12 protein-coding genes are annotated in these 12,587 nt (G+C 67.1%); 1 reads left to right on the top strand and 11 read right to left on the bottom strand.

Going from position 1 to position 12,587, the window contains the following annotated elements; all coding sequences use genetic code 11:
• Window positions 1-9: 9 nt before the first annotated feature.
• Window positions 10-1,119, top strand: coding sequence for a sensor histidine kinase (locus ON38_RS01775; RefSeq protein ID WP_051164262.1), 1,110 nt, complete (start codon window positions 10-12; stop codon window positions 1,117-1,119).
• Between the two features lie 10 nt (window positions 1,120-1,129).
• On the opposite strand, the gene ON38_RS01770 is transcribed toward ON38_RS01775, so the two are convergent.
• The 11 genes from ON38_RS01770 to ON38_RS01720 all read right to left on the bottom strand — a co-directional run bounded on the left by ON38_RS01770 (window position 1,130) and on the right by ON38_RS01720 (window position 12,579).
• Window positions 1,130-1,780 carry a vWA domain-containing protein gene (locus tag ON38_RS01770; RefSeq protein WP_085995323.1) on the bottom strand — a complete coding sequence of 217 codons (651 nt, stop codon included), beginning with the start codon at window positions 1,778-1,780 and terminating at the stop codon, window positions 1,130-1,132.
• Between the two features lie 152 nt (window positions 1,781-1,932).
• Window positions 1,933-4,488 carry an ATP-dependent Clp protease ATP-binding subunit gene (locus ON38_RS01765; protein WP_039821778.1) on the bottom strand — a complete coding sequence of 852 codons (2,556 nt, stop codon included), beginning with the start codon at window positions 4,486-4,488 and terminating at the stop codon, window positions 1,933-1,935.
• 283 nt (window positions 4,489-4,771) lie between these two features.
• A complete protein-coding gene (locus ON38_RS01760) occupies window positions 4,772-5,332 on the bottom strand; it encodes an FHA domain-containing protein (RefSeq protein ID WP_083872141.1) in 561 nt (186 codons plus the stop codon).
• A 319-nt stretch (window positions 5,333-5,651) separates the two neighbouring features.
• The gene (locus ON38_RS01755) at window positions 5,652-6,011 is read right to left on the bottom strand and encodes a histone-like nucleoid-structuring protein Lsr2 (RefSeq protein WP_039821776.1); all 360 of its coding nucleotides are present in this window, start codon (window positions 6,009-6,011) and stop codon (window positions 5,652-5,654) included.
• A gap of 117 nt (window positions 6,012-6,128) precedes the next feature.
• Entirely contained in the window at window positions 6,129-7,595 is a 1,467-nt protein-coding gene (gene lysS / locus ON38_RS01750; RefSeq protein WP_051164281.1) for a lysine--tRNA ligase, read from the bottom strand.
• 296 nt (window positions 7,596-7,891) lie between these two features.
• Window positions 7,892-8,314, bottom strand: a complete 423-nt coding sequence (locus ON38_RS01745; RefSeq protein ID WP_030524142.1) for a rhodanese-like domain-containing protein — start codon at window positions 8,312-8,314, stop codon at window positions 7,892-7,894.
• 8 nt (window positions 8,315-8,322) lie between these two features.
• Window positions 8,323-8,949 (bottom strand): cupin domain-containing protein, encoded by a 627-nt coding sequence (locus ON38_RS01740; RefSeq protein ID WP_083872103.1) that lies wholly within the window; start codon window positions 8,947-8,949, stop codon window positions 8,323-8,325.
• A 184-nt stretch (window positions 8,950-9,133) separates the two neighbouring features.
• The gene (locus ON38_RS01735; RefSeq protein WP_039821772.1) at window positions 9,134-9,928 is read right to left on the bottom strand and encodes a type III pantothenate kinase; all 795 of its coding nucleotides are present in this window, start codon (window positions 9,926-9,928) and stop codon (window positions 9,134-9,136) included.
• A 17-nt stretch (window positions 9,929-9,945) separates the two neighbouring features.
• Window positions 9,946-10,365: an aspartate 1-decarboxylase gene (panD, locus tag ON38_RS01730; RefSeq protein ID WP_039821982.1), complete on the bottom strand. Its 420-nt coding sequence runs from the start codon at window positions 10,363-10,365 to the stop codon at window positions 9,946-9,948.
• Between the two features lie 257 nt (window positions 10,366-10,622).
• The gene (panC, locus tag ON38_RS01725) at window positions 10,623-11,588 is read right to left on the bottom strand and encodes a pantoate--beta-alanine ligase (RefSeq protein WP_051164261.1); all 966 of its coding nucleotides are present in this window, start codon (window positions 11,586-11,588) and stop codon (window positions 10,623-10,625) included.
• Between the two features lie 43 nt (window positions 11,589-11,631).
• Window positions 11,632-12,579, bottom strand: coding sequence for a Rossmann-like and DUF2520 domain-containing protein (locus ON38_RS01720; RefSeq protein WP_373281182.1), 948 nt, complete (start codon window positions 12,577-12,579; stop codon window positions 11,632-11,634).
• Window positions 12,580-12,587 lie beyond the last annotated feature (8 nt).

Raw genomic sequence — 12,587 nt, 5'->3', positions numbered from 1 at the left:
GAGTTCGCGATGACGGGCTGGCAGATGGTCGGGCTACTGGGCTGGGTCGCGCTGGCCGCGGCGCTGTTCGAAGTGCTGCGGCACCGCCGCCTGCTCGCACGGACCCGGCAGGTCCTGGCGACCGCCGAACGCACGGCAGCGCGGCAGCGGCGCGAACTCGAGATCGGCACGGAACGCTTACTGATCGCCCGGGAACTGCACGACGTGGTGGGCCACAATCTCTCGCTCATCAATGTGCAGGCCGGTATGGCTCTCCAGCAGGTGGAGAACAAATCCGCGAAAGCGGCGGGTACGGTCGCCGAGATCAAGACCACCAGCCGCAACGCGCTCGAGGATGTGCAGGCGCTGCGCCACGCGATCCAGGCGGTGGAGCCCGCGTCCGGCGCACCGGCACAGCACCACCACGACCCCACCGACGCCGAGGAGATCGGCGCGCGCGAGCGTGCGAAGCGTTCCCGCCGGGGTGGTTTCGGTCGGCGCGACCGGCCCGGTAACGACCGGTCGCACAGTAACGGAACGGTCGGCGGCCGCCCACCGGCCGCGGCGCAAGCACCGCCCCCGCCGGCTCGCGAACCCGATCCCACCATGTCCGACCTGGACGAACTGCTGCGTAAACCCCGGCTCGCGGGGCTGACGGTGCACACCCGTGTCCTCGGGACCCCCGATTCCCTGCCCGCGGCCATCGACGACGCGGCCACTCAGATCGTCCAGGAATCCCTGGCCAATGTCGTACGCCACGCCCCGGGCGCCGAGGCCACCGTGACGGTGCGTTACTCCGCCGATTCCGTGGATCTCACCGTCGACAACACCCGTCCCACCGGTAGGCCCGAACACGCCGGCCCCACTCGCGGAATGGGGATCATCGCCATGCGAGAGCGCACCCACGCGCTCGGTGGCGCGTTGACCGCCGGTCCCAAACCCAGCGGCGGCTACCGGGTCGCGGCGCGGCTACCGAGCCGCCCACTGCGGATCGCCATCGACCCCGATGCGCGACCCCCGGCCCGGAAACAACTCGGCGACAATGCTTCTCGTGAACCGGCTGCCCCGGTCGCGGTGACCGCCGAGCCACCCGGCAGCGCCGGCGGCCCGGCCGACCCGGGGCCCGCCGCGCCCGAGTGAACGCCCCGGTTCAGCCCGGGTTCGCCTCCCGGCGCTCCTGCTCGGTGAACCCGGCCGCACGCGCGGAGCCCGGTGCGCCCGCCGGTGCCTGCAGACGCCGTGAGTACGCTCCGGCCGCACGGAACACCCCGGCGACACCCGCCGGAGCCGCCCCGTAGGTGATGGACTGCTGCGGGGCGAAGCCGAGACCGCTGCCGATCTCGACCGCGTCCATATTGGCGCCGAGGAACAGGAAATCCCAGCTGTAGACGTTCTGCTGCTGTTCGATCAATGACCGTACGGCGGCATGCGTCCATTCGCGGCTCGAATTCTCGTGCCCGTCGGTGAGGACGACGACGATCACGGTGCCGGGCCGTTCGTCCTCCGGCCGCGCCGCCAGCTCCGCGCCCAGATCGGTGACCAGCCTGCCGATGGCGTCGTAGAGCGCGGTACCCCCACGCGGCTGCAACACCGGCGGCGGCACCTCATCGATGGGGACGTTCGAATAGACGCATTCGTACTCGGTGTCGAATTGCGCGAGGGTGACCCGCACGGCTTTCTCCACCTGCCGCTGTTCCTCGAAGTAGGCGGCCAGGCCTCCTTCGGTATCGGACTTGATGGTCTGCATGGAGCCGGAACGGTCGAGCAGAACCGCGATGGTGGTGAGATCCGGATTCGTCATGGTGATACCCCCGATTCGTATCGAATGAACTGCCCCCACCGTACGCCCGCACACCGACCGGCACCTCGCACCGACCGCCGGCCCTCACACGCAGGAAAAGGGCCTGCCCACCGGTGTGGTACCGGTGGGCAGGCCCTTTGCTGCGCTGTCGGCTACTCGCCCGAAGCGGCTTCGGTGGAACCCTCGGACGCGCCGGTGAGCACGACCTCGGGCTTCTTCTCGCCGTCTTCCTTGGTGAGCTTGGCCTTCGGGGTGAAGGTGAAGCGGGCGTCCTCGCCGGAGCCTTCGCCGTCCCAGCCCTCGACATCGACCTGGACGGTCTGGCCGGGACCGATCTCGCCGAAGAGGATCTTCTCCGAGAGCTGGTCCTCGATCTCGCGCTGGATGGTGCGGCGCAGCGGCCGGGCACCGAGCACTGGGTCGAAGCCACGCTTGGCCAGCAGGCCCTTGGCGTTCTCGGTGAGCGTGATCGCCATATCCTTGTTCTTCAGCTGCCGCTCGACGCGGGCGATCATCAGATCCACCATCTCCACGATCTGCTCGGTGGTGAGCTGGTGGAAGACGATCACATCGTCGATACGGTTGAGGAACTCCGGCCGGAAATGCTTCTTCAGCTCGTCGTTGACCTTGAGCTTCATCCGCTCGTAGTTCGACCCCTCCGCGTTGCTCTGCGAGAAGCCCAGCCCCACGGCCTTCGAGATATCGGAGGTACCGAGGTTCGAGGTGAAGATCAGCACCGTGTTCTTGAAGTCCACGGTCCGGCCCTGGCCGTCGGTGAGGCGGCCGTCCTCCAGGACCTGCAACAGGGTGTTGTAGATCTCCTGGTGGGCCTTTTCGATCTCGTCGAACAGCACAACCGAGAACGGCTTGCGGCGCACCTTCTCGGTGAGCTGGCCGCCCTCTTCATAGCCGACGTACCCGGGAGGGGCACCGAACAGCCGCGAGGCGGTGAAGCGGTCGTGGAACTCGCCCATATCGATCTGGATGAGCGCGTCGTCGTCGCCGAACAGGAAGTTCGCCAGCGCCTTGGACAGCTCGGTCTTACCGACACCGGACGGGCCGGCGAAGATGAACGAGCCGGACGGACGCTTCGGATCCTTCAGACCGGCGCGGGTGCGGCGGATGGCCTTGGATACGGCCTTGACCGCGTCCTCCTGGCCGATGATCCGCTTGTGCAGCTCGTCCTCCATGCGGAGCAGACGGGTGGTCTCCTCCTCGGTGAGCTTGAACACAGGGATACCGGTCCAGTTCGCCAGGACCTCGGCGATCTGCTCGTCGTCGACCTCGGCCACGACGTCCAGGTCACCGGAGCGCCACTGCTTCTCGCGCTCGGCCCGCTTGGCGACGAGCTGCTTCTCCTTGTCGCGCAGCCGCGCGGCCTTCTCGAAGTCCTGCGCGTCGATCGCCGATTCCTTCTCCCGGCGCGCGTCGGCGATCTTGTCGTCGAATTCGCGCAGGTCCGGCGGCGCGGTCATCCGGCGGATACGCATCCGGGCGCCGGCCTCGTCGATCAGGTCGATCGCCTTGTCCGGCAGGAACCGGTCGTTGATGTAGCGGTCGGCCAGGGTGGCCGCGGCGACCAGGGCGCCATCGGTGATGGACACCCGGTGGTGCGCCTCGTAGCGGTCGCGCAGGCCCTTGAGGATGTTGATGGTGTGCTCGACCGTCGGCTCACCCACCTGCACCGGCTGGAACCGGCGCTCCAGGGCGGCGTCCTTCTCGATGTACTTGCGGTACTCGTCGAGGGTGGTGGCGCCGATGGTCTGCAGCTCACCGCGGGCCAGCTTCGGCTTCAGGATGGAGGCCGCGTCGATCGCGCCCTCGGCGGCGCCCGCACCGACCAGCGTGTGCAGCTCGTCGATGAACAGGATGATGTCGCCGCGGGTGTTGATCTCCTTGAGCACCTTCTTCAGGCGCTCCTCGAAATCACCGCGGTAGCGGCTGCCGGCGACCAGGGAACCCAGGTCGAGGGTGTAGAGCTGCTTGTCCTTCAGCGTCTCGGGCACCTCGCCGTTGACGATGGCCTGGGCCAGGCCCTCGACGACGGCGGTCTTACCGACGCCGGGCTCGCCGATCAGGACCGGGTTGTTCTTGGTACGGCGGCTCAGCACCTGCATGACCCGCTCGATCTCCTTCGAGCGGCCGATGACGGGGTCGAGTTTGCCCTCCAGGGCCGCCTGGGTGAGGTTGCGGCCGAACTGGTCGAGCACCAGCGAGGTGGACGGGGTACCCGTCTCGCCCCGGGCGCCGGATTCCACCGGCTCCTTACCCTGGTACCCGGACAGCAGCTGGATGACCTGCTGGCGGACCCGGTTGAGGTCGGCGCCGAGTTTGACCAGCACCTGGGCCGCGACGCCCTCGCCCTCGCGGATCAGGCCGAGCAGGATGTGCTCGGTGCCGATGTAGTTGTGGCCGAGCTGTAGCGCCTCGCGCAGGCTCAGTTCCAGCACCTTCTTGGCGCGGGGGGTGAACGGGATATGACCGGACGGGGCCTGCTGGCCCTGACCGATGATCTCTTCGACCTGGCTGCGCACGCCCTCCAGCGAGATGCCGAGCGACTCCAGGGACTTGGCCGCGACACCCTCACCCTCGTGGATAAGACCCAGCAGGATGTGCTCGGTGCCGATGTAGTTGTGGTTGAGCATCCGGGCCTCTTCTTGGGCCAGGACGACGACACGCCTCGCGCGGTCGGTGAACCTCTCGAACATCGCTCCCTCACTCTCCTGCTCCGGACTCTATGGCCGGCTGACGCCGTGGTGTGTCGTGGACAACCGTCGGCTTCAGCCTGCCATGAAGGCCAGGGGTTGCGGCCCCCGCCTCCCACTCTAGTTGGCAGGGGATTACGCCGCCGCCGCTCCACCCTAATGATGTGGGCCCGACGGCAGACCTATTCACTCATAACGCCCTTACCCACCGATTGGTTTCCCACTCCGGTTTTGCCCAGAGCGAACAGAATGACTCCCAGAGCTGGGGAGATCGGCGCGCAGACCCTCAGAGATCGCGATCGGTGATGAGCCCGCTGCGCATGGCCAGCGCTGCCAGCCGGACCCGCTTCTGATTCTGGGGTAGGTCCTCCACGCCGAACTTGGCGAACAGGGCACGCAGATGGGTCTTGACGGCGTCCACGCTCAGGAACAGCTCGTCGGCGATCTGCTGGTTCGTGGCGGGGGCGGCGAACCCGGTATCCCCTTTGAATGGGCGGCACAACGCGACGAGCACCCCCCGCTGCGCCTCGGTCAGCGAGCGCACCGTGGGCATACTGGCGCCGGAGGCGCGGGTGGCGTCGTCGGCGACGCCGTTGAAGTCGTGGAAGGACACCAGTGAGGTGCCGACCCGGATACGGTCCCCGGGCATGAGACGGCGGCGGCCGTTGATGCGTTCGCCGTTGACGAACGTGCCGTTACGGGAAAGGCCGTCGTCCACGATGGTCCAGTGCGCGGCGAGGTATTCGATCGCGGCGTGCAACCGTGACACCTCGGCGTCCCAGCGCAGCGACAGATCGGCCCCCGCGGAGCGGCCGATGGTGATCCGCTGCCGATCGGGACTCAACATCACCTCGCGCCTGCGGCCTTCGTCATCGGTGAATCGAAGGAACGAACCGACGGATCCGGACACTGCGCCGATACCTCACCTCTCCATATCGGCAGCAACTGCCGAACACTGCGGACCTCCTGCACTGCGGCGCACCGGGCCCGGCCGATCACATCTATGGTGCCGGGCAGTCGGCCGCTCGGGCAAGATGGAACGCCGCCGGGCGCAGCGGCCCCGGCGATCGACGCCGGGGCCAGCGGTAATTCCAAATAGCTATCGAGAAGACCAGCCGTCGGCGTGTTCCGTGAATAACCCGCACGCGCGACGGTTGAAAGAAGAACTATCCCTTCGCGGCCTTGTTGTACGCGTCGGTGATATCGGCGGAGATACGACCCCGCGCGGAAACCTTGTGACCATTCCGGCGCGCCCACTCCCGAATAGCCGCGCTTTGTTCGCGGTCCATGGTGGCGCGGGCCTTGGTGTTCCCGGAGGCCGCGACAGCGGACTTCACCCGACGCCGGCCGCTCACCCGGCGGGCACTGGTCACCCACTGCTCCAACTCGTCCCGAAGCTTCGCCGCATTCGTCGACGACAGGTCGATCTCGTACGACACCCCATCGATTGCGAACTCGATGGTCTCGTCCGCGATGGACTCACCGTCGACATCGTCGATCAGGCTAACGGTGACCTTCTTTGCCATGAGATGAACGTCCTCTCGAAATCGTGCGACCTGCAAAATCAGGCCGATTACCCGAGGCAAGAATACCTCGAATTCGGAAAATTCCAAGACGAGCGGCCTGCTATGCAAACCGTTCGCTCAACGGCCGACCGGCCGCACTATTGGGAACAGTATCGTTTCCCGGATTCCCAATCCGGTGAGCGCCATCAACAACCTATCGATTCCCATACCCGTTCCGGTGGTCGGTGGCATCCCGTGTTCCATCGCGGCCAGGAAGTCTTCATCGAGCACCATTGCCTCGTCGTCACCGGCCGCGGCGAGGCGAGCTTGATCGACGAAGCGCTCGCGTTGGATCACCGGATCCACCAACTCCGAATAGCCGGTGGCCAACTCGAAGCCGCGGACATACAGGTCCCACTTCTCGGTAACCCCGGCCCGCGACCGATGCTGCCTGGTCAGCGGGGAGGTCTCGACCGGGAAATCACGGACGAAAGTCGGCACGTACAGCTTGTCGCCGTAGGTGTGCTCCCACAGCTCCTCCACCAGTTTTCCGTGGCCGTAGCCCTTCCCTTCGGGAATTTCCAGTCCGACCCGATCGGCGAGCTCGAGCAATTCCGGAACAGTTGTTTCCGGCGTGACCTCCACCCCCGTCGACTCCGACAACGACGGGTACATCTCGACCGTCGTCCACTCCCCGCTCAAGTCGTATTCCGAACCGTCGGCCAGGGTGACGACCTGAGTTCCCAGCGCTTCTTGGGCGACTTCCTGGATCAATTCCCGGATCATCCGCGCGGAGTCATCGTAGGTGCCGTACGCCTGATAAGTCTCGAGCATCGCGAACTCGGGCGAATGGGTGGAATCGGCGCCTTCGTTACGGAAGTTTCGATTGATCTCGAAGACCCGCTCGATTCCTCCGACCACGCAGCGCTTCAGAAACAACTCCGGAGCAATGCGCAGGTAGAGATCCATATCGAGCGCATTGGAGTGGGTGCGGAAGGGCCGTGCGGCGGCCCCGCCGTGCAGCGTCTGCAGCATCGGTGTTTCGACTTCGAGGAAATCCCGGCGTTCCAGGGCATTGCGCAGCGCGCGGACCACCGCGACGCGGGTACGGGCCGTCCGGCGCGCCTCCGGGCGCACGATCAGATCGACATAACGCTGCCGGACCCGCGCCTCCTCGCCCATCTCCTTGTGCGCTACCGGGAGCGGACGCAGCGCCTTCGCGGCCATGGACCAGGAATCGGCCATGACGCTCAATTCACCCGTACGCGACGAGATGACCTCACCGTGCACGAAAACCATATCGCCGAGATCCACATCGGACTTCCACGCCGCCAGCGCGTCCGCACCGACACCGTTGAGGCTCACCATGGCCTGCAATGTGGTGCCGTCGCCCTCCTGTAGCTGAGCGAAGCACAATTTGCCGGTATTCCGCATGAAGATGACCCGGCCGGCCACACCGACGAGCCGGCCGGTCGCGGTATCGGCCGCGAGATCCGGATAGGCGGCGCGGATTCCGGCCAGGCTATGGGTGCGCGGCACCGAAACGGGATAGGCCTCCCCGCCCGACCCGAGCAGCCGCTCCCGCTTCTCCCGGCGGATCCGCATCTGCTCGGGGACGTCGTCGACCTCCACAGAGCGGCTGGATCGCCCCGCGGGAACAACGCCCGCGGAGCCGCCGGATGACGAGATGTTCGGGTTGCTCACAGCGAACCACCCTAGCGTGCACCGCAAACCGATTCGTCATCCGCCCGGCCCAACCGTGCGATAAGGAATCACTCGCGGAAGGCACGGCGGGGCGCCCCGGAAGAAATAGACCATTTGGTTGCTTAGAATTTTCCCGGGGATCCGCCACGCGGCGGAAATGTATTGTCGTCCGGCCGCATTCGACCGAGGACAACAATTCAGAGAACGGCGAGCGAACGAACTTCCCTGGTGAAGTGCGCGGCACCGGTGGCCACCGATCGCATACCGGCGGCCTCCAGCGCCTTGTACCCGCCGACCAGATCGGTCGCGCGATGCAGTCCCAATTGGCGCAACGACGCCGCCGCGAGGCTGGAGGTGTATCCCTCCGAGCAGACCACTACCCATTCGACATCGTGGTCGGTGGCCAGCGCCAGGCGGGCCGAACTGCTGGGATCGAGCCGCCACTCGAGCACATTCCGTTCGATGACCAGGGCTCCGGGCAGCGCCCCTTCCCTGGCCCGCTGCGCCGCGGGGCGGATATCCACCAGAATCGCCCCGCGGGCGAGCGCGGCGGGCAGTTCTACGGGATGGATCCGGCGCAACTGCGCGCGGGCCTGGTCGAGCATCTGATCAATGGTCAGTCGCGACATCAGAGGTCACCTTCGGGCTGGTCGGTGAGAACGGTGTGGGTACGCCGCAGGCTGCCGTGGCCGGTCACTTCGTAATAGGACATGGCAGTGAGCGGCGGCGAGTAGGCGTGCACGCTCAAGGTGGGGTCCAGCGGTCCGGTGCCGGACGAGCCCGCGACCGCGATCCGGTCGGGGGCGCGCACGACGTCGTGCACCCAGCCGATCGGGAACGCGGCCTGATCACCGGCGGACAGCACCCGGTGACGCAGTTCGGTACCGTTCCAGCGGTATTCGGCCAGTGCCCCGCTGAGCACGGTGAGCGCCCCGAGCGAACCGGCATGATCGTGCAGTTTCGTGGATTTGTCCGGAGTCCAGCTGATCAGCCAGACATCGACCTCGTCGTCGGAGACCAGCCGGGTGGCCCAGCGATCGACCGCCGGCCACAGACCGTCCGCGGGAAGTAGATGGTCGTACCGTCCGGAGAGCACGTCCTCACCGGTCTCGTCGGTCAGGCGGAGCAGATCCGCCGGGCGCAGCCGCGTCGGCAGAGCCGGGGCGATGGGACGGTCGGGAATCGGATTCGCGGCCGCGGCGGAATTATCACGGGCCGACCGGCGCACTACGGACGAGAGAACAGGCGAATGCATGAGCGCATCTCCAGGAAGTAAAAAACGGTCGAGGACTGCAGAATGCCTCGAACGGTCGAGGCGAATCAGCCTCGACAACACTCCTGGGTACGCATGCGGTTCAGCACACGGTGAGCTTAGCAAGCAGACGGCAGCGCGGCCACATTCGAATCGGCGGAATACATCACAGCCGCGGGTAGCGGCATCAACCGCGGGCGCGGCGCTGATTGCGCTCGAAGACCAGCCGCAGCCCCGTGATCGTCAGATGCGGCTCGTGGTGCTCGATGGTCTCGGATTCATCGATGATCAGCGGAGCCACCGCACCGGTGGCCACCACCGCCACCCCGTCACCGGCGAAACCGTCGATATCGTCGCGGATACGGTCCACCAGCCCGTCCACCAGACCGGCGAAACCGAAGATCGCACCGGACTGGATGCATTCGACGCTGTTCTTCCCCACCACCGACCGGGGTCTGCTCAGCTCCACCCGGCGCAACGCGGTCCGCTCCGTGAGCGCCTCGGTCGCGGTCTCCACCCCCGGCGCGATCACGCCGCCGAGGAACTCCCCCTTGGCCGATACGAGATCGACACAGATAGACACACCGAAATCCACCACGATCGCGGCACCACCGAACTGATGATGGGCGGCGAGGCTGTTGACGATCCGGTCCGCACCGACCTCCTTCGGATTGTCCACCAGCAGCGGAATACCGGTCCGGACGCCGGGCTCGACCAGCACATGCGGCACATGCTGCCAGTAGCGATCCAGCATGAACCGCAATTCACGCAGTACCGGCGGCACGGTCGACAAACCGGCCACCCCGGTCACCGCGTCGAGATCCGGGCCCACCAGTCCCCGCAGACTCATCGCGAACTCGTCGGCGGTATGCAGCGGGTTGGTGTGGATCCGCCAATGCCTGACCAACTCGGCCTGCGATCCGGAACCCGCGGTGAGCCCGACCACCGTGCTGGTCGTGCGGACGTCGATGGTCAAGAGCATCCGGTCACCGCCGCCGCTCAGACGAAGGTCAGATTGCGCGGGCTGATCAAATCCGAGCCCTCCGGCGCGTGCGCCGGATCCGAGCCCAGTTCGACCGGGCGGTTACGGTCGTCGACGAATACCACCTTCGGGTCGTACTCGCGCAGCTCGACCTCGTCCATCATGCCGTAGGCGATGAGAATGACCAGGTCACCGGGGTTGACCAGATGAGCCGCGGCACCGTTGATACCGATCACCCCAGACCCGCGCTCGCCCGCGATCACATAGGTCTCGAGCCGGGCCCCGTTATCGATGTCGACAATGCAGACCTGCTCACCCTCGAGCAGATCGGCCGCGTCGAGCAGATCCTGATCGATCGTCACCGACCCGACATAGTGCAGATCAGCGTGGGTCACGGTCGCCCGGTGGATCTTCGACTTCATCATGGTGCGCAACATCATCGTCGCCTTTCTGTGTTTATGGCAGACCATCCGGAGAAGCCATGGGATACGTCCGGGCGTGCGCCCCGACCAGCCTGAGTAGGTTCACGACTCTGTAAGTGCTCAATGGTCGCCACCCTCTGGACGGCCGACTGCACACGCTCCAGAGCCGGGGGCGGGCCACGTCCTCAGGGGTGGACTATCCGAGGCAGATGGAAGCGGGCCACTGCGGTTGATGTGACCGGCAGTCCGCCGGGGGGCAATAGATTGCGCGTTCACCGAGGTTTTGTCCCGTCGGAGCTGCTCGGCTCGAGTTGCCGGGTTCCGGGGGTCATGAGGTCGGCGTCGGGGTGGCCGTCCAGCCGGACTCCCAACTGGACGGGGGCATTGTCGATCAGCCGGGTGGTGCCGACGCGGGCCGCGATCAGCAGCCGGGCGTTGCCGGACTCGGGGGCGGGGCCCAGGTCGGCGGCACGTAGTTCGAGATAGTCGAGTTCGATCTCGGGGACGGCGGCCAGGACCGCGTGCGCGGCCTCCAGGACGGCATCCGCGCCGGCCTCGCCGGAGCGCGCGCCGGCCAGTAGGGCGGCCGACAGTGTGGTCGCGAGTTCGCGCTGGACGGGGTCGAGGTAGCGGTTGCGGGAGGAGAGAGCCAGGCCGTCGGATTCCCGCACGGTCGGTACAGCCACGATCCTCACGTCGAAGTTCAGGTCGCGGACCATCTGGCGGATCAGTGTGAGCTGCTGGTAATCCTTCTCGCCGAAGAACGCCTCGTGCGGGTGCACGATCTGCAGCAGTTTGGCCACCACGGTGAGCATCCCGGCGAAATGAGTGGGCCGGGAGGCGCCCTCCAGATCGGCGCCGGCCGGGCCGGGCTGGACGGTTGTCCGCGGGCCCTCGGGATACATATCCGCCGCACTCGGCGCGAAAACCAGGGCCACCCCTTCGCCGCGCAGCAGCTCCACGTCGGCGTCGAGCGTGCGCGGGTAGCTGTCCAGGTCCTCACCGGCGCCGAACTGCAGTGGGTTGACGAAGACGGACACCACCACGATCTGGTTGGTCCGCTTGGCGCGGCGTACCAGTTCGAGATGGCCTTCGTGCAGGGCGCCCATGGTGGGCACGAAGCCGACGGTGCGTCCGGTGCCGCGCAGTGCGCGGACGATCTTGCCCAGCACCGCCGGATCGTGCTGCACGGTGAGTTCGCCGGCGCGGTACGCGCCGCGCAGGGTCGAGTCCGTCATGCCACACTCCTCGATCCTGTTGCTCGCCGGCCGCGGTAGCGCATCATCGGCGGTCCTCCAGCAGCTCACGAAGTTCGGCGGGGGCCTGCGCCCGTTCGGCGGTCCGCCGCGACAGGGCCCGGTAACCGGCGGCGATCTCGGGATCGGCCGCCGTCAGCGCTTCGAGGTGCGCGGCGACGGCCGCGGTGTCACCCCGGGCCACCGGGCCGGTGAGTGCGGCCTGGCCGCGGCGCAGCGCATTGTCCAGGGCAGCGGAGGCCAGCGGAGCGAGCAGGCGCTCGGGCAAACCGCCCGGCTGGTCGTCGACGGTCTGCTGACCCAGCAGACCCGGTCCGGCCAGCGCCTGGCGCAGCGCCTCCACCGCGTCCAGTACCAGTGTGACCAGGTGGTTGCTGCCGTGCGCGAGCGCGGCGTGGTAGAGCGTGCGGTGTTCCTCGGCCACCCGGACCGGTTCGCCGCCCATCTCGATCACCAGGGACTGAGCGATGGCATAGCCGATCTCGTCGGCGGCGGTGATCCCGAAACAGGCGTTGGCCAGGCGGGAGAGGTCTTCGTCGTGACCGGTGAAGGTCATCGCGGGATGCACGGCGAGCGGTCGCGCACCGGCCTCCCGCAGCGGGGCCAGCACACCGATGCCGTTCGCTCCGGAAGTGTGGGCCACGATCGTGCCGGGACGTACTGTGCCCGAACTCGCCAGGCCCCGCACCAGACCGGCCAGCTCGGCGTCCGGGACGGCCAGAATCAGCAGCTCGCTGCGGGCAGCGACTTCCTCGACCGGAAGAATCTGCGAATCGGGCAGCCGGGACTGTGCCCGGCGCACCGAAGCGTCGGATATCGCGGCGACGCCGAACACCACATGTCCGGCGCGCTCGAGCGCGGCGCCGAGGGCTGATCCCACACGTCCCGCCGAGACGATGCCTACCGTCAGTCGTGCGGGCGCCGGATCACCACTCGCGGCCGGGTTGCCAGGAGTCACGCGTGGCGAGGTCAACAGTGTCC

The organism is Nocardia testacea NBRC 100365 (genome assembly GCF_000308775.1).
Classification (GTDB): Bacteria; Actinomycetota; Actinomycetes; order Mycobacteriales; family Mycobacteriaceae; genus Nocardia; species Nocardia testacea.
Note: the sequence above shows the minus strand (reverse complement) of the source record. Positions and strands in the feature narration are given on the sequence as shown.